This is a genomic window from Homoserinibacter gongjuensis (assembly GCF_030161875.1).
Classification (GTDB): Bacteria; Actinomycetota; Actinomycetes; order Actinomycetales; family Microbacteriaceae; genus Homoserinibacter; species Homoserinibacter gongjuensis.
The window spans coordinates 531,559-556,411 of record NZ_BSVA01000001.1 but is presented as its reverse complement, the minus strand read 5'-3'; the positions used below and the strand labels follow the sequence as shown (position 1 = coordinate 556,411).

Below are 24,853 nucleotides of genomic sequence, written 5' to 3'. Positions count from 1 at the left end.
CGCCACAGCCCGACCCACCGCCACGCTCTGACCTTCGTGGCCGCGCCAGGTCAGACGAGGAGCTGGTGCTTGGCGAGGTCGCGGTAGAGGGGGTCGAGGCGACGAGCTCGGAGTGCGTGCCCGTGCCGACCACGCGGCCGTGGTCGAGCACGACGATGAGGTCGGAGTCGACCACCGTCGAGAGCCGGTGCGCGATCACGAGCAGGGTTCGATCCTCGGCGACCGCGTCGATCGCCTCGCGCAGCAGCTGTTCGTTGACCCCGTCGAGCGACGCCGTCGCCTCGTCGAGCAGCAGGATGGGAGGAGCCGCGAGCAGCGCCCGCGCGATCGCGAGCCGCTGCCGCTCACCTCCCGAGAGCATGACGCCCTCCTCGCCGACCGCGGCATCCAGTCCTGCCGGGTCGCGGTCGAGCACCTCGCCGAGGTTCACGGCGCGCAGCACCTCGATGCACTGCGCGTCGGTCGCCTCGGGCGTGCCGAGCGTGAGGTTGTCGCGGATGCTGCCAGCCAGCACCGGTGCGTCCTGCTCGACGTAGCCGATGCGGGCGCGCAGCTCCTCGCGCGGCAGGGCGCGCACGTCCACGCCGTTCACGCGCACGACCCCGGCGCTCGGGTCGTAGAAGCGCTCGATGAGCGCGAGGATCGTCGACTTGCCCGCCCCCGACGGCCCGACGAGTGCGACGCGCGAGCCGCGCGGCACCGCGAACGACACGCCGTGCAGTACTTCGCGATCGGCCGGCTCGAGCGCATCCTCGCCGAGCTCCGAGGCGATGACCTTCTCGCCCTCCGTCGCGTGCGCCTGCTCAGGGTAGCGGAACCGCACGTCGTCGAATCGGATGGCGTCATCCGTGGCGAGGTCGGGCGCCGGCTCGAGGGCGGCATCACCCTCGTGTTCCGACGGGATGCGCATGATCTCCTGGATGCGCCCGAGCGCGCCGAGCGCCTGACTCACCGAGGTGACCGCGCCGAATGCCTGACCGAGCGGCATGATCATGAGGAAGAGGAACAGGATGAATGCCACGAGGCTCGCGATCGTGATCGCCCCCGAGGCGACGCGGTAGCCACCGAGCCCGAGCACGACCAGGAACGACACGTTCATCGCGATCGAGGCGACCGGCACGACGAGCGCCGAGACCTTCGCGACCCGGATGCCCGCGCCCCACGCCTCCCGCGTGGCGTGTTCGATGGCGGCCGTCTCGCGCTCGGTCGCGTTCGCGGCGCGCACGGTGCGGATGGCCGAGATCGCACGCTGCACACCCGCCGCGACGTCGCCGACCTTCTCCTGCTGCTCGCGGCTCGCCCGCCGGATGCGCCCGGAGAGGCCGCCGACCACGGCGATCGCGAGGGCGATCACGAGCACGGTGGCACCCAGCAGCACGGGGTCGATGATCGCCATGCCGATGATCGCGCCGACGAAGACCACGGCCCCGCCGAGCGCGTCGACGAGCCCTGGGTGAGCACCGCGTAGAGCAGCGTCGTATCGCTGCCCACCCGCGACACGAGGTCACCGGAGCGGCGCGTGTCGAACTCGCTGATCGGCAGCCGCAGCATCCGTTCCACGAGCGCGCGGCGCGAGGAGTAGACGACGCTCGTGCCGGCGCGCTGCAGCAGGTAGTGCTGCACGGCGCCCACGACGCCGTTGCCGATCACGAGGGCGACGAGCACCCAGGCGAGCGCCCCGACGGCGCCGCCGGCCTGCACGACCGAGATCACCTCGCTCACGAGCGCGGGCTGTGCGAGCGACAGCGCCGCGGCGACGATGCTGAGCGCGATGGCGATGCCGAGCAGGCCCTTGTGCTCGCCGAGGTAGGGCAGCAGCTCACGGAACGAGGCGCGTGGCCCGGTGTCGGGCGTGCGGCGGAGGGGATTGCGGCGCGCAGGGGCGTCGGTGCTGGTCATGTGGATGCGTACCTCGGGGGATGGGGCGCGTCACGCGCGCCCGTACTTCTTGTGAACCGCCTGCTTGCTGACGCCCAGGCAGAGCGCGATGAGTTGCCAGGATGCGTTCGCGTTTCGGGCGCGCCGCACCGCGGTGGCCTCGTGACGGTCCAGCTCGCGGCGCATCTGCGCGACCGCACGGAGGGCGACGAGCGGATCCTGCGATCCGGCGTCCCCCGCGAGGGTGTGCAGCTGGCCGACGTCCATGGTGTCAACCGTAGTTGACGGATGGCGGGTCGTCAACTCAGGTTGACGCACGGCGCCCATCTCGTCGGCACGGCATGATGGAGGAGGAGGAGCGATGGACGAGAACATGAACGGATCCTGTTGTGCGCCCGGTCGCGGCGCCTTCGCGCCTGCAGCGACCGAACCGCCGGTGCAGGCCGAGGAGTCGACGCCGGAACCCGCGGCGGCAGGCTGAGCGGTGGTCGCATCCGCACGACACACGATCGAGACCGTCACGATCCCGGCAGGGAGTTTCCGGATGGGCGACGCGCGTGGCGTCGGCAATCCCGGCGACGGTGAGACGCCCGTCCACGAGGTGTACCTCGACGCCTTCGAGATCGACGCCACGAGTGTCACCAACGAGCAGTTCGCGCGTTTCGTCGACGACACCGGCTATCGCACCGAGGCCGAGGAGTTCGGCTACTCCGCGGTGTTCCACCTGGCGCGCACGGCGCCTGACGACGACGTTCTCGGCCAGCCGCCCCAGACGCCCTGGTGGCTCGGCGTGCGCGGTGCCGATTGGCGGCACCCCGGGGGCGCCGGGTCGACGCTCGAGGGGGTCGCCGACCATCCCGTCGTCCATGTGACCTGGAACGACGCCCAGGCCTACTGCGCGTGGGCCGGACGTCGTCTGCCCACCGAGGCCGAGTGGGAGTACGCCGCCCGGGGTGGCCTCGACGGTGCCAGCTATCCGTGGGGCGACGAGGCCCCGGATACCGACGGCACGTGGCGCTGCAACATCTGGCAGGGCGTGTTCCCCAGCTCGAACACCCTCGCCGACGGCTGGCTCACGACGGCTCCCGTGCGCAGCTTCGCGCCGAACGACTACGGACTCTGGCAGACGGTCGGCAACGTCTGGGAGTGGTGCCAGGACTGGTTCGCCGCCGACTACTACGCGCGGTCGCCGCGCGAGGCTCCCCAGGGTCCCGACTCGGGCACCGTGCGGCTCTTGCGCGGCGGGTCGTTCCTGTGTCACGACTCGTACTGCAACCGCTATCGCACGTCCGCGCGTTCCTCCAACACCCCCGACTCGTCGATGTCGAACGCGGGGTTCCGCACCGTCGCGGTCACCTCGTGACGATGTAGATCCCGATCGCGATCGCCCCGAGGCATCCGAGCGCGGTTGTGGCGATCACCCAGCTGAGCAGCGCGGCCGCGCCGGGGAGCTTCTGCGGCGGCTCGGCTGTGAGCGCGCGGTGCACGCGGGCGTAGCGCCGATGGCCGATCGTGAGCAGCACCGTGATGACGATGATGCCCGCGGCGGCGAGGGCCGGTGCCCATGCCGCACCGAGATGCGCCACGAGGCGCGCGCCGACCAGCAGCGCGAGTGCGATCGAGAGCCCCGTCCGCTGCCACGCGAGGGCCGTGCGCTCGGGCTGCAGCCCCGGATCGAACGGCCGCTCGAGGGCGCTCATGGCACGAAGATGCCGATGATCAGCAACAGGCCGACGAGACCGACGCCCACCCCGAGCGGCCCGGCGAGTCGCGGTGACGGCAGCGGCCGGGAGGCGCGCATGGCGCGCTCGATACGGGCCCAGCCGAACCAGGCGTAGACGGGCGTGAGGGTTCCCAGGGTGATCAGGATCACCGCGGATGCCAGGTTCAGCACGGGCGAGATCGGCAGGTCGAAGGCCTCGAGGGCGACACCGCCGGCGATGAGTGCCAGGGAGGTGCGGATCCAGGCGAGGAAGGTGCGCTCGTTCGCGAGCGTGAATCGCGGGTCGGGTTCGGTGCCCGTGTCATACACTCCGCGCGGAAAACGGCGGTCGTCGTCGTCTGATCTGCTCATCTCGCCTCGAGCCTAGAGCGATCCTGGCGCGGAGCGTCGTTGGCTCGGCTTAGGCTCGGATCTCGTGACCGTCATCGCCGCATCCGAGCTCGTCAAGCGCTACGGAGACTTCGCCGCCGTCGACGGCATCTCGTTCGAGGTCGCACCGGGGGAGTCGTTCGGGCTGCTCGGCCCGAACGGCGCCGGCAAGTCGACGACGATGCGGATGGTGGGCGCCGTCTCGACGCGCACGAGCGGGTCGCTCACGGTACTCGGTCTCGACCCCGACGACTACGGCCCCGAGATCCGCTCGCGGCTCGGCGTCGTGCCCCAGCAGGACAACCTCGACAACGAGCTGCGGGTGCGCGAGAACCTGCTCACCTACGGCCGCTACTTCGGCCTGCCCCGCCGGCTCGTGGCCGAGCGCGCCGACGAGCTGCTGCAGTTCGCCCAGCTCGCCGACCGGGCCGGCGCCAAGGTCGACGAGCTCTCGGGTGGCATGAAGCGCCGCTTGACCATCGCGCGCGCCCTCATCAACGACCCCCGCATCCTGCTGCTCGACGAGCCGACGACGGGCCTCGACCCGCAGGCGCGCCACATCCTGTGGGACCGGCTGTTCCGCCTCAAGGAGCAGGGCACGACGCTGCTGCTCACGACGCACTACATGGACGAGGCCGAACAGCTGTGCGACCGCCTCGTCGTGGTCGACCATGGGCGGATCATGGCCGAGGGCAGCCCGGCGTCCCTCATCCGCAGCTACTCGACGCGTGAGGTGCTCGAGGTGCGTTTCGGCTCGGATCGCAACGCGGATGCGGCCGCTGCGCTGGCCGGGCTCGGCGACCGTCTCGAGGTGCTCCCCGACCGCGTGCTCGTCTACGCCGACGACGGCGAGGCCGCGCTCGCCGAGGTCGTGGCGCGGGGGCTGCAGCCCCTCACGAGTCTGGTGCGGCGCTCGAGCCTCGAAGACGTCTTCCTGCGGCTCACCGGGCGGAGCCTCATCGAATGAGCGCGGTGATCGCATGAGCCAGACCCGCGCCACGACGGACTTCGCCGCCGAGGCGCGCGCCGCCGGCGTGCGCGCCCGCCGGTTCGGCGCGCTCTACAGTGCCGAGCACCACGTGCGGGTGTGGCGGCGCTATCTGGGAGTGAACGTCGCCTCGGCGATCGGCACACCCGTCATGTATCTGTTCGCCTTCGGCGTCGGGCTCGGGGTGCTCGTGAACGCCAACGCCGGACCCGGCGGCGTCGACGGCGTGAGCTACCTCGTCTTCATCGCGCCGGCCCTCATCGCGACCGCCGCGGTCACGATCGCCTCCGACGAGTTCACCTACCCCGTGATGCAGGGCTTCAAGTGGAACCCCATCTACGTGGGGATGCACGCGGCCCCCATCTCGGCGAGGCAGGTGGTCGACGGCGTCATCATCTTCGTCGCGGTGCGCATCTTCGCCACCACCCTCGTGTACTTCCTCGTGATGGCCGCCTTCGGTGCCGTGCCGCTCGCCACGGGACTGCTGACCGTGCCGATCGCGACGCTCACCGGCATCGCCTTCGGGGCGCCGCTGTTCGCCTACGCCGCCGCCCAGCGCGAGGACCGCGGCCAGTTCGCCGTCGTGCAGCGGGTACTCGTGCTGCCTCTCACCCTCTTCAGCGGCACGCTGTTCCCGCTCGAACAGCTGCCGGTCTTCCTGCGGCCCATCGGCTGGATCTCGCCCCTCTGGCACGGCGCCGAACTCGGTCGGGTCACCTCCTACGCGGCCGAGCGTCCGGTCTGGATGATCGCCGTGCACCTCGTGTTCCTGCTCGCCCTCGCCATCGGCGGTTGGCGCCTCACCGTGCGTGTCACCCGGAAGCGGCTCGACGCATGAGCGCCGTCACCGAGGAGCGCACCCTGCGCCGGGGCGGCGTGCGGGCCCTGTATGCGGGGAACGCCCGCGCCGTGGTCGGCCGCGGGCTGCAGGCGACGCGCTCGAGCAACTGGGTCGTGGTGGCATCCGGGTTCATCGAGCCGATCTTCTACCTGCTGTCGCTCGGCGTCGGCCTCGGCGCCTACATCGGCACGGTCGCGGATGCGTCGGGTCGCGAGATCCCGTACGCCGCCTACATCGCGCCCGCGCTGCTCGCGGTGTCGGCCATGAACGGGGCCATCTACGACTCCACCTGGAACGTGTTCTTCAAGATGAACTTCGCGAAGATCTACGAGGGCATGCTCGCCACGAGCCTGGGGCCCCTGGACGTCGCCCTCGGCGAGATCCTGCTGGCCCTGTTCCGCGGGGCGATCTACGGCGTCGGGTTCCAGTTCGTGATGCAGCTCATGGGCCTCAACCTCTCGTGGTGGGCGGTGCTCGCCGTCCCCGCCGTGATGCTCGTGGCATTCGGGTTCGCCTCGATCGGCATGGGGGTGACGAGCTACTTCACGACCTTCCAGCAGATGGAATGGATCATGTTCGTGCTCATGCCGATGTTCATGTTCTCGGCCACGTTCTTCCCCATCTCGGTCTACCCCGAGCCCCTGCAGTGGCTCGTCATGGCCCTGCCGCTGTGGCACGGGGTCGAGCTCATCCGGGGGCTCACGACGGGCGTCGTCGGTCCGGATGCGCTCGTGCACGTGCTGTACTACCTCGTCATGATCGCGATCGGTCTGTACTTCACGACGCGGCGGCTGCGGGCGCTCTTCCTCGACTGAGCACGCGACGCGGCGCGACGACGACGCTACGGGAGCGCCTCGGGGATCTCCGCATCCACGTCATCCAACGAGATGTCGCGCGTCTCGCGTCCGATCAGCAGGGCGATGAGGGTGAGCACCGACATCACCGAGAGGTAGACGCCGACCCAGAACGGGCTGCCCTCGCCCACGCCCCACAGCCACACGGCGATGAAAGGGGCGACCGCGGCGCCGAGGATCGACGACACGTTGTACGAGACGCCCGAGCCGGTGTAACGCAGGGCGGTGGGGAACAGCTCGGGGAGCAGCGCACCCATCGGTCCGAAGGTGAAGCCCATGAGCGTGAAGCCGAGCACGAGCCACAGCACGACGCCCACCATGCCGAGCGACAGCAGCGGCACCCAGATCAGGCCGAACGCGATGATCGCGATCGTCACGACGATGAGCGTCGCGCGGCGCCCGAAGCGGTCGGCGAGCGGGCCCGAGACCAGCGTGAAGATCCCGAAGAACACGACGCCGAGGATCATGAGCAGTACGAACGTCGTGTAGTCGTAGCCGAGGCCGGGCACCCGGGCGTCCGTCGGCGCCCGGCCGAAGCCGAGCGAGAACGTCGTCATGAGGTAGAAGAGAACGTAGGTCGCGAGCATGTAGAAGGTGCCGAGGATGAGCTCGCGCCAGTGGGTGCGGAACGCCTCCGCGAGCGGCACCTTCGCGAGCCGCCCAGCCGACGCGGCCTTCGAGAAGGTCGCCGACTCGACGAGTCGCAGCCGTACCCACAGGCCGACCGCGACCATGACCGCCGAGAACAGGAACGGGATGCGCCACCCCCAGTCGAGGAACTCCTGCGACGGCAGCGAGGGGTCGGCCGAGGGCAGCACGGCCGCGATCACGAGGAAGAGGCCGTTGGCGATGATGAACCCGATCGGCGCCCCGAGCTGGGGGAACGTGCCGTACCAGGCGCGTTTGCCCTCCGGCGCGTTCTCGGTCGCGACGAGCGCCGCTCCCGACCACTCGCCGCCGAGCGCGAAGCCCTGCGCGAGCCGCAGCACCACGAGCAGCAGCGGGGCGATCCATCCGGCGACCGTGTAGGTGGGCAGCAGCCCGATGAGGAACGTCGCGATGCCCATCGTGAGCAGGGCGCCGACGAGCGTCACCTTGCGGCCGCGCTTGTCACCGAGGTGTCCGAAGAACACGGCGCCGAGCGGGCGCGCCACCATCGCGGCGCCGAACACCGCGAACGACGACAGCAGGGCCGTCGTCTCGTCGCCCGTCGGGAAGAACAGGTGCGGGAACACGAGCACCGCGGCCGTCGCGTAGACGTAGAAGTCGTAGAACTCGATCGTGGTGCCGATGAGGCTCGCCACCACCACGCGCGAGCGGGGTTGGCGGGAGCGGATGCGGTGGCCGGTGCGCTGCTCATGAGGAAAGCCTGGCACGGGTGGACCGATCCGTCTGCCCTCGCCGCCTTCGGGTCGGCGCCTCCTACGCGAGCGTCGGCGTCGACTGACGCACGACGAGCTCCGCGCCGAACGGTGTCAGCTGCGGCGGCGGCGCCGTCGGATGCTCGAGCTGCTCGAGCAGGAGGCCGGCCGCCGCGCGCCCGATCTCGTACCCGGGCTGACGGATGGTGGTGAGCGGGACGACGGCCTGGTGCGCGAGGGCGATGTCGTCGAACCCGACGATCGCGATCTCACCGGGCACGTCGATACCGTGCCGCAGGAAGCAGGTGAGCGCACCGACTGCCACGACGTCGTTGGCCGCGAAGACGGCGTCGGGGCGCTCTGCTCGGGGAGGGCCAAGATGCTCTCGGCCGCCTGCAGGCCCGCTTCGCCGCTCAGTTCGGGCACCGGCACGGTGACGACCGAGACGCGCTCGCCGGAGGCGGCCACCGCGTCGTGCACGCCGTCCAGGCGATCCCGAGATTGCGCGATCTGGTCGGGGTTGCCGAGGAAGGCGATGCGTCGACGTCCCGTCGCGATGAGGTGGGACCCGGCGAGGCGCCCCCGCCGCGGTCGTCGAAGGGAACCGAGGCGAAACGCGGCGAGCGGAGCGAAGGCCCGACCACCACCGACTTCACCCCGCGGTCGGCCAGGCGCTCGAGCCGGGTCGTCACGTCGCCCTGGGGGTAGATGACGATGCCCTGCACGCGGTGGGCCTCGAACATGTCGAGGTTGTCGCGCTCCTGCTGCTCGTCGCGGTTGCTGTTGCTGAACATGAGCGACCAGGGGCTGTCGCGGATGACGTCCTCGACGCCGCGGGAGAGCTCGGCGAAGTAGGGCTGCCAGGCGTCGATGAGGCTCACGGCGAGGAGCTTGCCGGTGCCCGCCCGCAGCTGGCGGGCCGACTCGTTGGGCACGAAGCCGAGTTCGACGATCGCCGCGCGCACCCGCTCTCTCGTCGCCTCGCCGAGCAGGTGCGGGTGGTTGAGGAAGTTCGACACCGTCGACGAGGAGACCTTCGCGAGCGCCGCGACGTCCTTCACGCTTGCCGGCATCCGTGCTCCTGCTCCTCGGCGGCTCCGTCACGCTCAGGCTACTGAACCGACTTGACACGTTACAACGCGCGCGCCTAGCCTCGGGAAACACGGCTTGCAACGTGCCAATTGCGTCGGCGAAAGGAACACCCCTCATGACCATCGGATGCCATGGACTCGTCTGGACGGGCGTCTTCGACGCGCCCGGCATCCGCCTCGCCGCGGAGAAGACCAAGCAGGCCGGGTTCGACCTCATCGAGTACCCGCTCATGGACCCGTTCAGCTTCGACGTGGCGGCCGCCCGATCCGCCCTCGACGAGCACGGGCTCCAGGTGAGCGCCTCTCTCGGGCTCTCCGAGGCGACGGACATCTCGAGCGAGGACGCATCGGTCGTCGCGGCGGGGGAGGCGCTGCTGCTGCGGGCCGTCGACGTGCTCGCCGATCTCGGCGGCACCTACTTCTGCGGCGTGATCTACAGCGCCATGAAGAAGTACCTGGAGCCGGCCACGCCGCAGGGCATCGCCAACAGCCAGCGGGTCATCGCCCGTGTGGCCGACCACGCTGCCGAGCGGGGCGTGCGGGTCGCGGTCGAGGTCGTCAACCGGTACGAGACGAATGTGCTCAACACCTCGCGGCAGGCGCTCGCGTACCTCGCCGAGATCGACCGGCCCAACCTCGGAGTGCACCTCGACACGTACCACATGAACATCGAGGAGTCGGACATGTTCGCCCCGGTGCTCGACGCGGCCGACGCCCTGCACTACGTGCACATCGGCGAGAGCCACCGCGGCTACCTCGGCACGGGATCGGTCGACTTCGACACCTTCTTCCGCGCCCTCGCGCGGCTCGACTACCAGGGCCCGATCACCTTCGAGTCGTTCTCCTCGGTTGTGGTCGCGCCCGATCTCAGTCGCATGCTCGGCATCTGGCGCAACCTGTGGACCGACAACGACGACCTCGGCGCGCACGCCAACGCGTTCATCCGCGGCAAGCTCGCGGCCGTCGACACCATCCGCCCGCACTGAGCCGACCCGAGGGCGATTCCCGGTGCCGGGCGATCCGACCGTGCGTCAGGGGCGGAGTATCCTCAGCCAGAGCGTTCGCGCCGCCGCGACCAGCGCGTCGCGTCCGGGCGTCGACCCGCCGCGTCGACACGAGTGCGGCGCGCAGAAGGAGGCCGCCGTATCCCGATGATCGACATCGTCTTGTTGCCCGAATCCTGGCTCACCGAGCTGCTGCTCCTGGCCCTCGCCTTCGTGCTCTCGGTCGCGATCGGCGTCGAACGCTCGCGTCGGTTGAAGAGCGCGGGGCTGCGCACCCACACCCTCGTCGGCCTCGGCTCGGCCATGTTCACCCTCGTCTCGGCGTACGGGTTCCAGGCGATCCTCGGCCCGGATGTCACCCTCGACCCCTCCCGCATCGCCGCGCAGATCGTCTCGGGGATCGGCTTCCTCGGCGCGGGCGTCATCTTCGTCAAGAACGACGCCGTCAACGGCCTCACGACGGCCGCCTCGGTGTGGATGACCGCCGCGATCGGCATGGCGTGCGGTGCCGGGATGCCGTTGCTCGCGGTCGCGGGCACGGTGCTGCATCTCGCATCCGTCACCCTGCTCACCATGCTGAACCAGCGCATCCGCCGCTCGGTCGTCTCGGAGCCGAGCGTCGAGGTGCGGTACCGCTACAGCAAGGCGGTGCTGACGGCCGTGCTCGAGGTCGTGGCCGAGTACGGCTACGCGGTCACCCGCATCACCCGCTCGACCGATTCCGACGAGGGCATGCTGCAGATCCGGTCGCCCGGAAGCACGAGCTCGAGCAAGCTGGATCAGCTGCTGTCGTCGCTCGCGGCGCTGCGCGGGGTGCGTTCGGCATCACGCATCGACAGCGACGACGACGACTGACCGCCGCCCGTTCCGCGCGTCAGGACGAGGTGCCGCGCACCCGCCGCAGCACGCGCGCCGTGGCGAGCACGGCCTCCGCTGCCTCCTGGCCCTTGTCTTCCTTCGACCCCGGGAAGCCGGCACGGTCGATGCCCTGCTGCTCGTCGTCGAGGGTCAGCACCCCGAAGCCGACGGGCTTGCCGGTGTCGAGCGCGACGCGCGTGAGCCCGTCGGTCGCCGCGTTCGAGACGAACTCGAAGTGCGGCGTGCCGCCCCGGATGATCACGCCGAGCGCGACCACGCCATCCGCTCCCGCCTCGAGCGCGGCCTTCGCGATCACCGGCAGCTCGAAGCTGCCGGGCACCCGGAACACCTCGACCTCGGCGCCGGATGCGGCAAGCGTGCGCAGGGCGCCTGTCAGCAGGCCCTCGGTGATGCGGTCATGCCAGGTGCCGGCGACGACCGCGATACGCAGTCCCGTGCCGTCGGTGTCGAGCTGGGTGGGGCGACCTTCGCCGCTCATGCGGTTCCTCCTGGGGTGATCGTGCTGAGGCGCTCGACGAGCGCCTGGTGGCTGGGAAGCGCGTGACCCATCCGGTCGCGCTTCGCGTCGAGGTAGCCCTCGTTGAACTCGCCCACCCCGACCACGAGCGGCACGAGCTCCTCGACCTCGACGCCGCGCTCGGCCAACTGCCGGGCCTTCTCGGGGTTGTTGCTCAGCAGGCGCACGCGGCGGATGCCGAGGTCCTTGAGGATCCCGACAGCGGCCCCGTAGTCGCGAGCGTCGGCGGGCAGGCCGAGCGCGAGGTTGGCGTCGAGCGTGTCGAAGCCGTCCTCCTGCAGGCGGTAGGCACGCAGCTTGTTGATGAGGCCGATGCCACGCCCTTCCTGGCCGCGCAGGTAGATGACCACGCCGCCCTCGGCCTGGATCGTGTCGAGCGCGGACTGCAGTTGCGGTCCGCACTCGCACTTGAGCGAGCCGAACGCCTCACCCGTCAGGCACTCCGAGTGCACACGCACGAGAGCGCCGTCGCGAGGCTCGCCCGAGATCCACGCGACATGATCGGCGCCCGTCGAGCGGTCGCGGTAGGCGCGCACCCGGAAGCTGCCGTGACCCGTCGGCACGGTGGTCTCCACCTCGAAGCTCACGCGCTGCCATTCGGGCACCGTGACCTCCGCCTTCGGATCGCGCTCGCAGCGACGCTCCTCCATGAAGCGGATGAGCGCCTCGATCGTGATGACGGGCACGTTCTCCCGCTCGCCGAGCCGGATCAGGTTCGGCAGCCGCATCATCTCGCCGTCCTCGTCGACGATCTCGACGATCGCCGCGACGGGGGTGAGGCCCGCGAGCTTGAGCAGGTCGACGGATGCCTCGGTGTGTCCGTCGCGCTCGCGAACGCCGCCGTCCACGGCGCGCAGCGGCAGCACGTGGCCCGGGCGGTGCAGGCTCTCGGGCGTCGAGCTCGGGTCGGCGAGCACCCGCAGGGTGTGCGCACGATCGGATGCCGAAATGCCCGTCGAGAGCCGGTTCGCCGCGTCGACGGAGACCGTGTACGCCGTGCCGCGGGGGTCTTCGTTGTGCGCGACCATGGGGGGCAGCGCGAGCCGGTCGGCGATCTCGTTCGTCATCGGGGCGCAGATGAAGCCGGAGGAGTGCTTGACGGCCCAGGCGATCCACTCCTGGCTCGCGGTCTCGGCGGCGAGCACCACGTCGCCCTCGTTCTCGCGGCCCTCGTCGTCGGCCACGATCACGGGGCGCCCCTCGCGCAGCGCCTGAAGGGCTGTGGGGATGTCGCTCAAACTCATGACCGTGCTCCTGTCTCGTGAGGGGTCGCAAATTGCGGTGACGTCGGCGTGTCGGGGACACCTTGCGACCCCTCACCGAAGGCCAGCATCCGTTCCACGTGCCGCGCCAGGATGTCGGTCTCGAGGTTCACGCGGTCGCCCGAGGTGAGTGCGCCCAGGGTCGTGGCCTCGAGCGTCTCGGGGATGAGCGAGACCTCGAACCACTGCTCGGGCTCGCTCGCCTCGGCCACGGCGCTCACGGTGAGCGAGGTGCCGTCGATCGCGACCGAGCCCTTGCGGGTCACGAGCGGTGCGAGCTCGGCCGGCAGCGAGAAGCGCACGACGCGCCACGCCGATCCGTCCTCGGTCGAGAGCACGGTCGCCGTGCCGTCGACGTGGCCCTGCACGATATGGCCGCCGAGGCGGTCGCCGACCGCGGCGGCCCGCTCGATGTTGACGCGATCGCCGGGGCGGCGGTCGCCGATCGTCGTCACGTCGATCGAGACGCCCATGACGTCGGCCGTGAACCAGTCAGCGCCCTGATCGACGACGGTGAGGCAGACGCCCGACACCGCGATCGAATCGCCGTGCGACGCATCCGACACGGCGAGCGGCGCGCGCACGGTGAGTCGCGCGGCATCGCCCGTGCGCTCCCAGGCGAGCACGGTGCCTCGTTCCTCGATGATGCCGGTGAACATGGTCAGACTCCTCGGTTCTCGGGTGTACGGGTGGGGCGTGCGATCACGAGCAGGTCCTCGCCGAGCTGCTCGACGCTCACGATGTGCAGGCGCCGCGCGTCGGCGATGGTGCGGATGCCGAGATCGCCGATCGCGAGCTTCTCGCCGCCCAGCAGGGCCGGCGCGAGGTAGATGGCGTACTCGTCGGCGAGCCCCGCGGCGACGACCGCCGAGGCGAGCGTCGGCCCGCCCTCCACGTAAACGCGTCGGATGCCGCGTGCATCGAGGTCGGCGAGCACGCGGCCGAGGTCGCGCGTGCCGGTCTCGATGACGCCGGCCGGATGGCGGCGCAGCGCCGCATCCGCGGGAAGGGGACGTTCGCCCACGACCACCGGCACGGGCTGGTGCTGGTGCCGGAGAAGCTCGCCGGCATCCCCGCGCACGGTGAGCTGGGGGTCGTCGGCGTAGACGGTTCCGGTGCCGACGAGGATGGCGTCGGATGCGGCGCGCTGCTCGTGCACGCGCTGGCGCGCGGCGGTACCGGTGATCCACTGGCTCGTGCCGTCGGATGCTGCGGCGCGTCCGTCGAGCGTTGAGGCCCACTTCACGGTCACCCACGGCCGACGCCGGGCGACCGCGGTGAGCCAGATGTGCAGCAGCTGCTCGACGTCGGTGGCCAACACGCCGGGGATCACCTCGACGCCCGCGGCGCGCAGCCGCTCGGCGCCGCCGGCCGACTCGCGGCCGGGATCACTCACCGCGTAGACCACACGCGTGATGCCCGCGGCGATGAGGGCTTCGCTGCAGGGCCCGGTGCGGCCGGTGTGGTTGCAGGGCTCGAGGGTGACGACGGCGGTAAGGCCACGCGCGTCGGTGAGATGCGAGAGCGCGTCGACCTCGGCGTGCGGAGTTCCGGCGCCGCGATGCCAGCCCTCGGCGACGATGCGCCCGGTGTCGTCGAGCAGCACGCAGCCCACCTGGGGATTCCCGCCGGTGACCTGCCCGCGCTCGGAGAGCTCGAGGGCGCGACGCATGGGGGCGTCGTAGAAGACCTGCTGGGTCATCCGCATCCTCTCCGGTGGGGCTCCGGGGATGCGCGACGAGAATCGGCGCCGCCGACGGATGCTGACAATGGCTCCGCCGACGCGTGCTTCCTTCCATCCGGACTTTCACCGTCGGTACCGGAATTCCACCGGATCGGCCCCGCCTCGTGAGAGACGGGGTTCGCGGACTATCACCGCCGGTGCGGATTTTCACCGCCCCCGGAGCACGTGCTACGTGTTTCGGAGTCTACAACGCATGTCGGCGGTGACTATTCCCGGGGCTCGGTCGTCAGCAGGCCCACGATCGTGCCGAGCTGCGTGTCGATGCCGTCGAGTCGGGTGTCGATCCCGTCGAGTCGGACATCGATCCCGTCGAAGCGGGTGTCCATCGCGTCGAGTCGGGTGTCGATCCCGTCGAGTCGGGTGTCGATGCCGTCGAGTCGTTGATCGATCCCGTCGAAGCGGGTGTCCATCCCGTCGAGCCGGGTGTCGATCCCGTCGAGCCGGGCGGTGACCCGCTCGTCGAGCAGCGTGACCTTCTTGTCGAGCTCACCGAACTTGCCCGTCATCAGCATCACGTGGTCCTTAACCAGGGCACCGTTTCGCTCGATGTCGTCGAGCTTGCGGTTGATGAGTCCGACTTCGGCGGTGATCCGCGCACCGACGAACTCCGTCTTCGTGTCGAGGAGGCCGATGCGGTTGCTCAGTTCGTCGTGGTTCTTGTGCACCTCGTCGGCGAGGCTCGCGAGGTCGTGGTGAGTCTGGTCGTGGGCGGCGACGAGCAGCGCGAGGCGAGGGTCCATGGGGGAGACGGGCGCGGCGGCTGCGGTCATCGGGGGCCTCTCGGGTCGGTGGATGCGATGCAGCGACGCTAACAATCGGCCGCGACGACCCGCCAGATGCCCCCGTGAATCTCGGGAGAACCCGTGTGCGGGCGAGCTGTGGAGGAACGGATCGGCCGTTCGAGGTCACGGCGGCCGCCTCCCGGGCGACGCCGACTGGGGCCTCAGCGCAGCAGCGCGGGCAACTCGGCGAGACCGCGGATCACGGCCACCCCTCGCGGGCGGCCTCGGCACGCTGCTCGTCGGTGGCGAGTCCTGGGCGATCGATCCACACGCCGAGCAGGCCGGCGCGGGCGGCGCCGATCGCATCCGTGTGCAGGCGGTCGCCGACGTAGCAAGCCTGCGACGGCTCGACACCGAAGTGGCGAGCCGCGAGTTGGAAGATGCGTGCATCCGGCTTCGCCACCCCCACCTCACCGCTCGCGATGAGGTTGCCGAGCGGGATGAGCGCATCCAGCCCGGTTCCGACGATCTTGGCGGTTTGGAAGGCGAGGTCGCCGTTGGTGATGATGCCGAGCGCCCGCGGGGCGAGCGCCGCGAGACACGCGTGCACATCGGCGTGCAGGGTCCAACTCGTGCGGTAGTGCTCGGTGTAGTCGGCGAACCAGCGCAGCGCCGCCTCGTCGTCGAGCTCGATGCCGTACGGGGCCACGAAGGCCCGCGCCCGAGCGCGGCGCTGCTCGAGGTAGTCGACCTCGCCCGCCAGGTAGCGGTGGTAGTGCTCCTCCTCCAGAGCGTTCCAGCGGGCGAACTCGGATGCCGGTTCCACCGTCGCGAAGGCGCCGCCGAGCGCCGCGCGGTGCGCGTGGATGCCTGCCTCCACCGACTCCCGGTGGGCGAACAGCGTGTCGTCGAGATCGAACAGCACCGCCCGGATGTCGCGCCCGCTCACAGCGGCCACCCCGGCCGGGGCGCGCCGTCGTCGCCCGCCAGCAGATACGCGTGCCAGGCGGCGGGCCGCACGCCGTCGCGGGCGCAGACGGCCGATTCACGCACCCCGTCGAAGCGGAACCCGAGCGCGCGGGCGACGCGCGCGGACGCGACGTTGCCGACGTAGGCCTCCCATCCGATCCGCTCCACACCGAGTTCGGCGAAGACCCACCGGCACACCTCGCGGGCGGCCTCGCTCATGTAGCCGCGGCCGCGATGGGGTGCCCCCATCCAATAGCCGATCTCACGGCGCGCCGGATGCCAGCCGATCGAACCGAGGTGCGGGCCGTCGGCCGTCTCGCGGATGCCCCAGACGTATTCGCTGTCGCGCGCCCAGCCCGGAGCCACGACGTCGTTCACGAAGAACTCCGCATCCGCGCGCGTGTACGGCCAGGGCACGGCGGCGAGCATCTCGACCATCGCCTGGTCTTGGCAGAGCTCGGTGATGGTGTCGACGTCGGCCTCGGTGGGCACCGACAGCACGAGCCGCTCGGTGCGCAGCACGACCGGATCCATCGCCGCCGCCTCAGCCGCGTCGGGGCAGGAAACCGACGTGGTCGTAGGCGCGCGCGAGCGTGGCCTCGGCGAGCTCGTTCGCCCGATCGGCGTTCACGGCGAGCAGGCGGTCGAGCTCGGCCGGGTCGGCGAGCAGCTCGAGCGCGCGCTCGCGCACCGGGCCGAACTCGGCGACCACCGCATCCGCCACCGCGCTCTTCAGATCGCCGTAGCCGCGGCCTGCGAACTCGTGCTCGAGGGTCTCGATCGAGGTGTCTCCCAGCACCGAGAGCATGGTGAGCAGGTTCGACACCCCGGGCTTCGCCTCGCGGTCGAAGTGCACCGAGCCGTCGTTGTCGGTGACGGCAGATTTGATCTTCTTCACGAGCCGGCTCGGCTCATCCAGCAGCCACAGGATGCCGTTCTCGGTCTCCCCGACTTCGACATCTTCGAGTCCGGGTTCTGCAGGTCGTAGATCTTCGCCGTTTCCTTGAGCACCGATACCTCCGGCACCACGAACGTCTCGCCGAAGCGGGAGTTGAAGCGCTGGGCGAGGTCGCGGGTGAGCTCGACGTGCTGGCGCTGATCCTCCCCGACGGGCACGATCTCGGCGTCGTAGAGCAGGATGTCGGCGGCCTGCAGGATCGGGTAGGTGAAGAGGCCGACCGATGCCGACTCGGCGCCCTGCTTGGCCGTCTTGTCTTTGAACTGGGTCATGCGGCTGGCCTCGCCCATGCCCGTGATCGTGTTGAGCACCCAGGCGAGCTCGGCATGTGCCGGCACGTGCGACTGCACGTAGAGGGTCGACGCGGATGGGTCGATGCCGGCCGCGATGTACTGTGCGGCGGTGCGGCGGGTCTTCTCGCGCAGCGTCGCCGGGTCTTGCGGAACCGTGATGGCGTGCAGGTCGACGACGCAGAAGACGGCGTCGTAGTTCTGCTGCAGGTGCTTCCACTGCAGGAGCGCGCCGATGTAGTTGCCTGCGTGCAGGGAGTCGGCGGAGGGTTGCATGCCCGAGAACAGGCGGGGCTTGGTCATGTGGCTGAGGTCCTTGGGTCAGAGCTGATAATCGACGACGACGGGAGCGTGGTCGGACCATCGCTTGTCGTAGGCGTCGGCACGATCCACGGCATACGAGGTGACCTTCTCTGCCAGCGTCGCCGTCGCGAGGTGGTAATCGATGCGCCAGCCCGTGTCGGTGTCGAAGGCCTTGCCGCGCTGCGACCACCACGTGTACGGACCGGGCACCTCGCCCGCCCAGCGGCGGCCGACATCCACCCAACCGAAGCCGGCACCCGCGTTGTAGCCCTCTTCGCCCTCGGCTCCGACGAACCGGTCGAAGTAGGCGCGCTCCTCGGGCAGGAAGCCGGCGCGCTTCACGTTGCCCTTCCAGTTCTTGATGTCGAGGGTGCGGTGGCCGACGTTGAGGTCGCCCACGATGAGGAGAGCGGGTTGTGCTCGGCGAGCTTCGGCAGGCGCTCGGCCATGGCGTCCAGGAACTTGTACTTCTCGACCTGCTTGGGGGTGTCGGCCTCGCCTGAATTCACGTACGTCGACACGACCGTGACGATCGTGCCGTCGACGTCGTAGTCCGCCTCGAGCCAGCGGCCCGCGGAGTCGAAGTCGTCGGGGCCCAGCGTCACCCGGTGGATGTCGGCCTTGCGGCGGCTCGCGAGCGCGACGCCCGCGCGCCCCTTCGCCGTGGCGGGGTCGTGCAGCACGTCCCACTCCTCGCCGAGCAGGGCGGTCAGGTCGTCGGTGTCGGCGCGCACCTCCTGCAGCGCCAGGATGTCGACGCCTCGCGGGGCGAGCCACTCGCCCATCCCCTTGCGGAAGGCGGCGCGAACGCCGTTGACGTTGACGGAGGCGATGCGAAGCGGGCGGGACACGCCTTCAACTCTAGCCAGCGCCCCCGACCCTCATGTCCGGCCGGCGCCTCGGCCGAACAGCCGAGCCCAGAAGCCCGGCTTCTTCTCCCGCGCGAGCTCCGCGCGCAACTCATCCTTGAGGCGCTCGCGCTCCGCCTCCTCCTCCGCGCGCCGCTGGGCCGCCACCCGCGGGTCGAGCGGCACCCCGGCATCCTTCATCGACACGAAGACCCAGCAGGCCGCGATGAGGATCACCTGGCACACGAGCGTGAACCAGATGAGCAGACCGATGATCACCGCGAACCCGGCGAGCAACGGGTTGCGCGTGGCGCCCCCGAGCAGCGCGGTGCCGAGCACCTTGAGCACGCCGAGCGCGAAGGCTCCGAGCAGGGCGCCCTGCGCGAGATAGCGCAGCGGGATGTGCACGCCCGCCAGCACGCGATAGAACGCGGCGAGCACCAGGGTGTCGATGATGAACATGAGCAGGATCGACACCCCACGACCCACGAGCGAGGTCGCATCGGATTCGCGGATGCCGAGCAGCTCGAGCACGCCGTCGAGCGCCTGCGAGGAGAGCACCGAGAGCGCCGCCGAGATGAGCAGCAGGATGCCGAACCCGATCGCGAGGCCGAGATCCTTGAGCTTGAGCAGCAGGAAGTTGGTGGTGGGCGCCGGAAGGTCGCCGAGCAGCCGCACCGCGTCGCGAGCGGATGCCAGCCAACCGAGAGCGGTGATGAAGAGGCCGCCGAGCGCGATGGCACCCGTCCAGGTGAGCACCGTCGTGTTGACGAGGTCGTCGGGGTCGATGGCCCCGCCGTCGCCGCGGTCGATGAGCCCCGGCACCGCGTTCCCGATCAGGGCGAGGAGGCTCTCCTGCAGCTGCGCGTTGCCCGAGAGCACGATCCCGAACACCGAGAACGACACCCAGATCGCGGCGAACACCGCGAAGATCGCCTGACTCGACAGTCCCGAGGCGAGCAGCGGCCCGCGATGCGATCCGTAGTCGAGGAACACCCGTACGGGCTTGAGCTGCATGACCCACGCGACCACGCGCTGCACCCACGCGATGAGCGCGGGCGGCTGCTTCGCATCCGCAGGCGGCTGCTTCGCATCCGCAGGCGGCTGCTTCGCATCCGCGGTCGTCGGCTCGCCCATCCCTCCACGCTAGATGCTGTTGTGCAGGAGTTCTGCTGTTGTGCAGGAGACTCCAGGCAGGCCGTGCGGGCAGGGGCTGGAAATCCGGGGAGTCCGCGGCTACTCCTGCACAACAGACTCGTGGCTCCTGCACAACAGCCGAAGCCACGGGCAGAACCGGCGGCGGAAGAGGGGTCGGCGCTACTGCTTCGGGATGTCGGGCTTGCCGCGCAGCACGGCCGCCTTCACCTCGGCGATCGCCTTCGTCACCTCGATGCCGCGCGGGCACGCCTCGGTGCAGTTGAAGGTCGTGCGGCAGCGCCACACGCCCTCCTTGTCGTTGAGGATGTCGAGGCGCACGCTCGCGGCCTCGTCGCGCGAGTCGAAGATGAAGCGGTGCGCGTTGACGATCGCGGCCGGCCCGAAGTACTGACCGTCGGTCCAGAACACCGGGCAGCTCGAGGTGCACGCGGCGCACAGGATGCACTTGGTCGTGTCGTCGAAGCGCGCACGCTGGGCGACCGACTGGATGCGCTCCTTGCCGTCCTTGGGCTTGGAATCGGCGATGAGGAACGGCTGGATCTCGCGGTAGGAGGCGAAGAACGGCTCCATGTCGACGATGAGGTCCTTCTCGAGGGGCAGGCCCTTGATCGCCTCGACGTAGATGGGCTTCGAGATGTCGAGGTCCTTGATGAGCGTCTTGCAGGCGAGGCGGTTGCGGCCGTTGATGCGCATGGCATCCGATCCGCAGATGCCGTGGGCGCACGAGCGGCGGAAGGTGAGCGAGCCGTCCTGCTCCCACTTGATCTTGTGCAGCGCGTCGAGCACGCGATCGGTCGCGTACAGCTCCACGTCGAAGTCCTGCCAGTACGGCTCGGCGTCCTTCTCCGGGTCGAAACGGCGGATGTTGAGGGTCACGGTGAAAGCCTGGATGGGCGCCTCGGGCGCGCCTGCGTTGTCCACGGCCTCGAGGGTGGCAGCGCCGGCCATCAGTACTTCCTCTCCATCGGTTGGTAGTTGGTGATCACGACCGGTTTCCAGCCGAGCGTGATGTGATCCGCGGCGTCCGCGGAATGCGGGTCGCCCGTGAGATACGCCATGGTGTGCTTGAGGTAGGTCTCGTCGTCGCGCTTGGGGTAGTCGTCGCGCATGTGGCCGCCGCGGCTCTCCTTGCGGTTGCGGGCCGAGTAGACCACGACCTCGGCCAGATCGAGCAGGAATCCGAGCTCGATCGCCTCGAGCAGGTCGGTGTTGAACCGCTGACCCTTGTCGTGGATCGCCACGTTCTTGTAGCGCTCGCGCAGCTCGTGGATGGTCTGGGTGACCTTCTCGAGCGACTCGTCGGTGCGGAACACCTGCGCGTTGCGGTCCATCTCGTCCTGCAGCTGCTTGCGCAGGGCGCCGATGCGTTCCGTGCCGGACGAGTTGCGCAGACCGTCGACCAGCTCTCGCACGCCGGCGGCGGCATCCGCGGGAATCGGGCGGAACTCCGCGGTCTCGGCGTAGTCGACCGCGTTGTTCCCGGCGCGCTTGCCGAACACGTTGATGTCGAGCAGCGAGTTGGTGCCGAGGCGGTTCGAGCCGTGGACCGACACGCACGCGCACTCGCCGGCGGCGTAGAGGCCGGGAACGATCGTGTCGTTGTCGCGCAGCACCTCGGCCTTGACGTTGGTGGGGATGCCGCCCATCGCGTAGTGGGCGGTCGGCATCACGGGCACGGGCTCGACGACCGGGTCGACGCCCAGGTAGGTGCGGGCGAACTCGGTGATGTCGGGGAGCTTGGTCTCGAGCACCTCGGCCCCGAGGTGGGTGCAGTCGAGCAGCACATAGTCCTTGTGAGGGCCGGCGCCGCGACCCTCCGCGACCTCCTGCACCATGCAGCGCGAGACGATGTCGCGCGGTGCCAGGTCTTTGATCGTGGGGGCGTAGCGCTCCATGAAGCGCTCGCCGTTGGCGTTGCGCAGGATCGCGCCCTCACCGCGCGCGCCCTCGGTGAGCAGGATGCCGAGGCCGGCGAGCCCGGTCGGGTGGAACTGGAAGAACTCCATGTCCTCGAGCGGCAGGCCCTTGCGCCAGATGATGCCGACGCCGTCACCCGTGAGGGTGTGGGCGTTCGAGGTGGTCTTGTAGATCTTGCCGAAGCCACCCGTGGCGAACACGATCGACTTGCCCTGGAAGACGTGCAGCTGGCCGGTCGCCAGCTCGTAGGCGACGACGCCGGAGGGCTGCTCCACCCCGTCCACCTCGGTCATCACGAGGTCGAGCGCGTAGAACTCGTTGAAGAAGTTCACGCCGAGCTTGACGCAGTTCTGGAACAGCGTCTGAAGGATCATGTGGCCGGTGCGGTCGGCCGCGTAGCAGGCGCGACGGACCGGCGCCTTGCCGTGGTCGCGCGTGTGACCGCCGAACCGGCGCTGGTCGATGCGGCCCTCGGGAGTGCGGTTGAAGGGCAGGCCCATGTTCTCGAGGTCGAGGACCGCGTCGATCGCCTCCTTGGCGAGGATTTCGGCCGCGTCCTGGTCGACGAGGTAGTCGCCGCCCTTGACGGTGTCGAAGGTGTGCCACTCCCAGCTGTCCTCCTCGACGTTCGCGAGCGCGGCGGCCATGCCGCCCTGCGCCGCGCCCGTGTGGGAGCGCGTCGGGTAGAGCTTCGTGATGACCGCGGTGTTGGCGCGCGGCGCCGCCTCGATCGCGGCGCGCATCCCGGCACCTCCCGCGCCCACGATGACGACGTCGTGCCGGTGGTAGTGCACGCCGTCGATGACGTCGCCGTCTTCGAACTCCAGGTACTCGCTCACGTTCTCTCTCACTACTGGCCGCGCGGCTACTGGGCCGCGCAGATCGCGATCAGCTCGGCGTTGTCGGTCGGGCCGAGGCAGGGGTCGAAGGTCGTCAGCACGAGCGTGCCCAGCACGAGCAGCACGACCGTCGTGATGCCGAGCGCCCACAGCAGCACGCTGCGGAAGCGGCCGTGCGCATAGTCGTTGACGAGGGTGCGCATGCCGTTGGCGCCATGGATGAGGGCGAGCCAGAGCATGGCGCCGTCCCACCACATCCAGAGCGGATCGGAGAACTTGCCCGCCACGAAGGCCCAGTCGAGGATCGACACCTTGCCCGGGAAGATCAGGTTGTAGAAGAGGTGCCCGAAGATGAGGAACACGAGCAGGAAGCCCGACACCCGCATGTAGATCCAGCCCCACTTCTCGATGTTGAAGCGGTTGCGCTTGCGGTGGCTGAGGTACGGGCTCCGGGGCGCCGCGATGTTCTGGGTGCTCACTAGTGACCTCCGAAGACGACCATCAGGTGCCGGGGGACGAAGCCCACGAGCAGCAGGATCCACAGCACCACGACGATCCAGAACATGGCCTTCTGCGCGCGCGGACCCCACGAGAACAGGTCGATGAAGATGATGCGCAGGCCGTTGAGCGCGTGCAGGCCGACCGCGGCGACCAGGGCGACCTCGCCGAGGCCCATGATCGGCGTCTTGTAGGTGCCGATGACTGCGTCGTACGCCTCGGGGCTGATGCGGATGAGCGCGGTGTCGAGGATGTGCACGAGCAGGAAGAAGAAGATGGCGGTTCCGGTGATGCGATGCAGCACCCACGACCACATGCCCTCGCGACCGCGGTAGAGCGTGCCCGCCGGAAGCTTTCGCCGCTTCGGTTCGGGAATGGGTGCCGCGGGGCTCTCAGGTGGTGCGGCCTGGCTCGTCACGGCACTTTCTCCCTCGCGAGTCGCTCGTCGTCGGAACGGCCTCCAGTCTATGCCCGCGCCTTGGCGCACGCAGTTGAGGGTCACCTAACTTGTCTTGATATCGAGATATTTCAGGGGCGCGTCCTCTCTATGGTTGACGCATGTCGACATCCCTCGAGCGCTTCTACGGCGTCATCCCCGCCGGTGGAGTCGGGTCACGGCTGTGGCCGCTCTCGCGCGCCGATGCGCCCAAGTTCCTGCACGACCTCACCGGGTCGGGGCGCACCCTGCTGCGCGGAACGTGGGAGCGACTCGCACCCCTCGCGGGTCCCGACCGCGTGATGGTCGTGACCGGGCGCGCCCATCGGGCGGCCGTCGAGGCGCAGATCCCCGAACTCGCCGACCGCAACATCGTGCTCGAGGCGGCGCCGCGGGATTCCACCGTTGCGATCGGCCTCGCCGCTGCGATCCTCCTGCGTCGCGAGCCGGATGTCATCATCGGTTCGTTCGCGGCCGATCACGTGATCGGCGACGAGGCCACCTTCCGTGCCGCGGTCGAGCAGGCCGTCGCCGCGGCCGACGCGGGCTACATCGCGACGATCGGCATCCAGCCCACCGAACCGGCGATCGGCTTCGGCTACATCGAATGCGCGGATGCCGCATCCATCGAGGGTGCGCCCGATGCGTTGCTCGTCAGCAGCTTCGTCGAGAAGCCGGATGCCGACACGGCAGCGCGCTACCTCGCCGACGGCAAGCACCTCTGGAACGCCGGCATGTTCATCGTGCGTGCCGACCTCCTGCTCGAGCAGATCGGCGCCTTCGATGCGCAGTTGCGCGCCCAGCTCGAGGAGCTCGCCGCCGCATGGGACGACCCGGCCACCCGCGGGCCCGCCGTCGATCGGCTGTGGCCCGCGCTGCGCCGCATCGCGATCGACTACGCCGTGGCCGAGCCCGCGGCCGCCGAGGGCGCCTTGCGGTGATCCCCGGGCGATTCGACTGGGACGACGTGGGCGACTTCGCATCCGTCGCCAAGCTCAAGTCGGGCGGACGGCCGAGCGACCTCTCCATCCTGGGCGAGAACGCGCGCGTGCTCGCCGATGCCTCGAGCGGCATCGTCGTGGCGCAGTCCGGCCGCCTCGTGTCGCTCATCGGTGTGCACGACATCGTCGTGGTCGACACCCCGGATGCCTTGCTCGTGACGACGACGGCGAACGCGCAGCGGGTCAAGACGGTGGTCGACGCCCTCAAGCTCTCGGGCCGCGACGACGTGCTGTAGGGGGTGAGGAACGCGCATCTGCGCTCCGAGCCGCGTTCGCGCGCACGCCTCGTGCTCATCTGAGCACAAACATTTCCTAGACGTTTCCGAAGCTCCGCGGGTGTGTAACTGTTCTGTTGCGAGCGCCGTTGCTCATGTCTCGGCGTGCGTCACAGAAGGTAACGTGG

Annotated in this window: 23 protein-coding genes, 5 pseudogenes and 1 riboswitch; of the genes and pseudogenes, 7 read left to right on the top strand and 21 right to left on the bottom strand. The window is 69.8% G+C overall.

The features are described 5' to 3' along the window. Positions 1–50: 50 nt before the first annotated feature. Both QQK29_RS03085 and QQK29_RS03080 read right to left on the bottom strand, forming a co-directional pair. Positions 51–1,899, bottom strand: a pseudogene (locus tag QQK29_RS03085) (ABC transporter ATP-binding protein). A 30-nt stretch (positions 1,900–1,929) separates the two neighbouring features. After that, positions 1,930–2,145 carry a hypothetical protein gene (locus QQK29_RS03080; RefSeq protein WP_284297696.1) on the bottom strand — a complete coding sequence of 72 codons (216 nt, stop codon included), beginning with the start codon at positions 2,143–2,145 and terminating at the stop codon, positions 1,930–1,932. Positions 2,146–2,239: 94 nt separating this feature from the next. On the opposite strand from QQK29_RS03080, the pseudogene QQK29_RS03075 reads away from it, so the two are divergent. Next, positions 2,240–3,241 (top strand): annotated as a pseudogene (locus tag QQK29_RS03075) (formylglycine-generating enzyme family protein). Here QQK29_RS03075 and QQK29_RS03070 read toward each other — a convergent pair. Together QQK29_RS03070 and QQK29_RS03065 are read right to left on the bottom strand one after the other, a co-directional pair. Continuing rightward, complete coding sequence (locus QQK29_RS03070; RefSeq protein WP_284297692.1) at positions 3,231–3,578, bottom strand: DUF202 domain-containing protein; 348 nt, start codon at positions 3,576–3,578, stop codon at positions 3,231–3,233. The pseudogene QQK29_RS03075 and the gene QQK29_RS03070 overlap by 11 nt on opposite strands. Next, positions 3,575–3,952, bottom strand: coding sequence for a YidH family protein (locus QQK29_RS03065; protein WP_284297690.1), 378 nt, complete (start codon positions 3,950–3,952; stop codon positions 3,575–3,577). The genes QQK29_RS03070 and QQK29_RS03065 overlap by 4 nt, the downstream gene beginning before the upstream one ends. A 64-nt stretch (positions 3,953–4,016) precedes the next feature. Here QQK29_RS03065 and QQK29_RS03060 point away from each other — a divergent pair, with 64 nt between their 5' ends. Genes QQK29_RS03060 through QQK29_RS03050 form a run of 3 tightly spaced genes read left to right on the top strand, consistent with a single transcriptional unit; the run spans position 4,017 to position 6,614 of the window. Next, positions 4,017–4,937: an ABC transporter ATP-binding protein gene (locus tag QQK29_RS03060; RefSeq protein WP_284297689.1), complete on the top strand. Its 921-nt coding sequence runs from the start codon at positions 4,017–4,019 to the stop codon at positions 4,935–4,937. 13 nt (positions 4,938–4,950) lie between these two features. Next, the gene (locus tag QQK29_RS03055; RefSeq protein WP_284297686.1) at positions 4,951–5,796 is read left to right on the top strand and encodes an ABC transporter permease; all 846 of its coding nucleotides are present in this window, start codon (positions 4,951–4,953) and stop codon (positions 5,794–5,796) included. Further along, positions 5,793–6,614 (top strand): ABC transporter permease, encoded by an 822-nt coding sequence (locus QQK29_RS03050; RefSeq protein ID WP_284297684.1) that lies wholly within the window; start codon positions 5,793–5,795, stop codon positions 6,612–6,614. Before QQK29_RS03055 ends, QQK29_RS03050 begins: the two co-directional genes overlap by 4 nt. Positions 6,615–6,640: 26 nt before the next feature. Here the strand turns inward: QQK29_RS03050 and QQK29_RS03045 are convergent, their stop codons facing one another. From QQK29_RS03045 to QQK29_RS03035, 3 genes are all read right to left on the bottom strand, one after another. Further along, on the bottom strand, positions 6,641–7,957 hold the full coding sequence (locus QQK29_RS03045; protein WP_348533786.1) for an MFS transporter: 1,317 nt from the start codon (positions 7,955–7,957) through the stop codon (positions 6,641–6,643). Positions 7,958–8,075: 118 nt separating this feature from the next. Beyond that, on the bottom strand, positions 8,076–8,516 hold the full coding sequence (locus QQK29_RS03040; protein WP_284301890.1) for a substrate-binding domain-containing protein: 441 nt from the start codon (positions 8,514–8,516) through the stop codon (positions 8,076–8,078). Continuing rightward, entirely contained in the window at positions 8,428–9,087 is a 660-nt protein-coding gene (locus QQK29_RS03035) for a LacI family DNA-binding transcriptional regulator (RefSeq protein ID WP_284297682.1), read from the bottom strand. Before QQK29_RS03035 ends, QQK29_RS03040 begins: the two co-directional genes overlap by 89 nt. Before the next feature lie 134 nt (positions 9,088–9,221). On the opposite strand from QQK29_RS03035, the gene QQK29_RS03030 reads away from it, so the two are divergent. Both QQK29_RS03030 and QQK29_RS03025 read left to right on the top strand, forming a co-directional pair. After that, a complete protein-coding gene (locus QQK29_RS03030) occupies positions 9,222–10,091 on the top strand; it encodes a sugar phosphate isomerase/epimerase family protein (protein WP_284297680.1) in 870 nt (289 codons plus the stop codon). A 165-nt stretch (positions 10,092–10,256) separates the two neighbouring features. Continuing rightward, complete coding sequence (locus QQK29_RS03025; protein ID WP_284297678.1) at positions 10,257–10,964, top strand: MgtC/SapB family protein; 708 nt, start codon at positions 10,257–10,259, stop codon at positions 10,962–10,964. A gap of 19 nt (positions 10,965–10,983) precedes the next feature. On the opposite strand, the gene ribH is transcribed toward QQK29_RS03025, so the two are convergent. The 14 genes and pseudogenes from ribH to sdhC form a co-directional block, all read right to left on the bottom strand. Continuing rightward, complete coding sequence (gene ribH / locus QQK29_RS03020; protein WP_284297676.1) at positions 10,984–11,466, bottom strand: 6,7-dimethyl-8-ribityllumazine synthase; 483 nt, start codon at positions 11,464–11,466, stop codon at positions 10,984–10,986. After that, entirely contained in the window at positions 11,463–12,749 is a 1,287-nt protein-coding gene (ribB, locus tag QQK29_RS03015; protein WP_284297673.1) for a 3,4-dihydroxy-2-butanone-4-phosphate synthase, read from the bottom strand. Before ribB ends, ribH begins: the two co-directional genes overlap by 4 nt. Further along, positions 12,746–13,426 (bottom strand): riboflavin synthase, encoded by a 681-nt coding sequence (locus QQK29_RS03010; RefSeq protein WP_284297670.1) that lies wholly within the window; start codon positions 13,424–13,426, stop codon positions 12,746–12,748. The genes ribB and QQK29_RS03010 overlap by 4 nt, the downstream gene beginning before the upstream one ends. 2 nt (positions 13,427–13,428) lie before the next feature. Continuing rightward, positions 13,429–14,469, bottom strand: a complete 1,041-nt coding sequence (gene ribD, locus QQK29_RS03005; RefSeq protein ID WP_284297668.1) for a bifunctional diaminohydroxyphosphoribosylaminopyrimidine deaminase/5-amino-6-(5-phosphoribosylamino)uracil reductase RibD — start codon at positions 14,467–14,469, stop codon at positions 13,429–13,431. Between the two features lie 81 nt (positions 14,470–14,550). Continuing rightward, a riboswitch (FMN riboswitch) is annotated at positions 14,551–14,678 on the bottom strand. Between the two features lie 39 nt (positions 14,679–14,717). Further along, positions 14,718–15,281 carry a hypothetical protein gene (locus tag QQK29_RS03000; protein ID WP_284297666.1) on the bottom strand — a complete coding sequence of 188 codons (564 nt, stop codon included), beginning with the start codon at positions 15,279–15,281 and terminating at the stop codon, positions 14,718–14,720. A 211-nt stretch (positions 15,282–15,492) separates the two neighbouring features. Further along, on the bottom strand, positions 15,493–16,182 hold the full coding sequence (locus tag QQK29_RS02995; RefSeq protein WP_284297664.1) for an HAD family hydrolase: 690 nt from the start codon (positions 16,180–16,182) through the stop codon (positions 15,493–15,495). Next, positions 16,179–16,736 (bottom strand): GNAT family N-acetyltransferase, encoded by a 558-nt coding sequence (locus QQK29_RS02990; RefSeq protein ID WP_284297662.1) that lies wholly within the window; start codon positions 16,734–16,736, stop codon positions 16,179–16,181. The genes QQK29_RS02995 and QQK29_RS02990 overlap by 4 nt, the downstream gene beginning before the upstream one ends. A gap of 10 nt (positions 16,737–16,746) precedes the next feature. Beyond that, positions 16,747–17,753 (bottom strand): annotated as a pseudogene (trpS, locus tag QQK29_RS02985) (tryptophan--tRNA ligase). A gap of 18 nt (positions 17,754–17,771) precedes the next feature. Then, positions 17,772–18,538 (bottom strand): annotated as a pseudogene (locus QQK29_RS02980) (exodeoxyribonuclease III). 96 nt (positions 18,539–18,634) lie between these two features. Beyond that, entirely contained in the window at positions 18,635–19,738 is a 1,104-nt protein-coding gene (locus QQK29_RS02975; protein WP_284297660.1) for a YihY/virulence factor BrkB family protein, read from the bottom strand. 180 nt (positions 19,739–19,918) lie between these two features. Continuing rightward, positions 19,919–20,707, bottom strand: a complete 789-nt coding sequence (locus QQK29_RS02970; RefSeq protein WP_284297658.1) for a succinate dehydrogenase iron-sulfur subunit — start codon at positions 20,705–20,707, stop codon at positions 19,919–19,921. Beyond that, on the bottom strand, positions 20,707–22,515 hold the full coding sequence (sdhA, locus tag QQK29_RS02965) for a succinate dehydrogenase flavoprotein subunit (RefSeq protein WP_284297656.1): 1,809 nt from the start codon (positions 22,513–22,515) through the stop codon (positions 20,707–20,709). The genes QQK29_RS02970 and sdhA overlap by 1 nt, the downstream gene beginning before the upstream one ends. Positions 22,516–22,541: 26 nt before the next feature. Further along, positions 22,542–22,994, bottom strand: a complete 453-nt coding sequence (locus tag QQK29_RS02960) for a succinate dehydrogenase/fumarate reductase transmembrane subunit (protein ID WP_284297654.1) — start codon at positions 22,992–22,994, stop codon at positions 22,542–22,544. After that, the gene (sdhC, locus tag QQK29_RS02955; RefSeq protein WP_284301889.1) at positions 22,994–23,389 is read right to left on the bottom strand and encodes a succinate dehydrogenase, cytochrome b556 subunit; all 396 of its coding nucleotides are present in this window, start codon (positions 23,387–23,389) and stop codon (positions 22,994–22,996) included. The genes QQK29_RS02960 and sdhC overlap by 1 nt, the downstream gene beginning before the upstream one ends. Before the next feature lie 182 nt (positions 23,390–23,571). Here sdhC and QQK29_RS02950 point away from each other — a divergent pair. Continuing rightward, positions 23,572–24,686, top strand: a pseudogene (locus QQK29_RS02950) (mannose-1-phosphate guanylyltransferase). Positions 24,687–24,853 lie beyond the last annotated feature (167 nt).

Coding starts and splice junctions, on each gene's coding strand:
- QQK29_RS03025 (WP_284297678.1), top strand. CDS start 10,257: ATGATCGACATCGTCTTGTTGCCCGAATCCTGGCTCACCGAGCTGCTG.
- QQK29_RS03070 (WP_284297692.1), bottom strand. CDS start 3,578: ATGAGCGCCCTCGAGCGGCCGTTCGATCCGGGGCTGCAGCCCGAGCGC.
- QQK29_RS03035 (WP_284297682.1), bottom strand. CDS start 9,087: ATGCCGGCAAGCGTGAAGGACGTCGCGGCGCTCGCGAAGGTCTCCTCG.
- QQK29_RS02975 (WP_284297660.1), bottom strand. CDS start 19,738: ATGGGCGAGCCGACGACCGCGGATGCGAAGCAGCCGCCTGCGGATGCG.
- QQK29_RS02970 (WP_284297658.1), bottom strand. CDS start 20,707: ATGGCCGGCGCTGCCACCCTCGAGGCCGTGGACAACGCAGGCGCGCCC.
- QQK29_RS03050 (WP_284297684.1), top strand. CDS start 5,793: ATGAGCGCCGTCACCGAGGAGCGCACCCTGCGCCGGGGCGGCGTGCGG.
- QQK29_RS03000 (WP_284297666.1), bottom strand. CDS start 15,281: ATGACCGCAGCCGCCGCGCCCGTCTCCCCCATGGACCCTCGCCTCGCG.
- QQK29_RS03055 (WP_284297686.1), top strand. CDS start 4,951: ATGAGCCAGACCCGCGCCACGACGGACTTCGCCGCCGAGGCGCGCGCC.
- ribB (WP_284297673.1), bottom strand. CDS start 12,749: ATGAGTTTGAGCGACATCCCCACAGCCCTTCAGGCGCTGCGCGAGGGG.
- QQK29_RS03065 (WP_284297690.1), bottom strand. CDS start 3,952: ATGAGCAGATCAGACGACGACGACCGCCGTTTTCCGCGCGGAGTGTAT.
- QQK29_RS03010 (WP_284297670.1), bottom strand. CDS start 13,426: ATGTTCACCGGCATCATCGAGGAACGAGGCACCGTGCTCGCCTGGGAG.
- ribH (WP_284297676.1), bottom strand. CDS start 11,466: ATGAGCGGCGAAGGTCGCCCCACCCAGCTCGACACCGACGGCACGGGA.
- QQK29_RS02990 (WP_284297662.1), bottom strand. CDS start 16,736: ATGGATCCGGTCGTGCTGCGCACCGAGCGGCTCGTGCTGTCGGTGCCC.
- ribD (WP_284297668.1), bottom strand. CDS start 14,469: ATGACCCAGCAGGTCTTCTACGACGCCCCCATGCGTCGCGCCCTCGAG.
- QQK29_RS03030 (WP_284297680.1), top strand. CDS start 9,222: ATGACCATCGGATGCCATGGACTCGTCTGGACGGGCGTCTTCGACGCG.
- QQK29_RS03080 (WP_284297696.1), bottom strand. CDS start 2,145: ATGGACGTCGGCCAGCTGCACACCCTCGCGGGGGACGCCGGATCGCAG.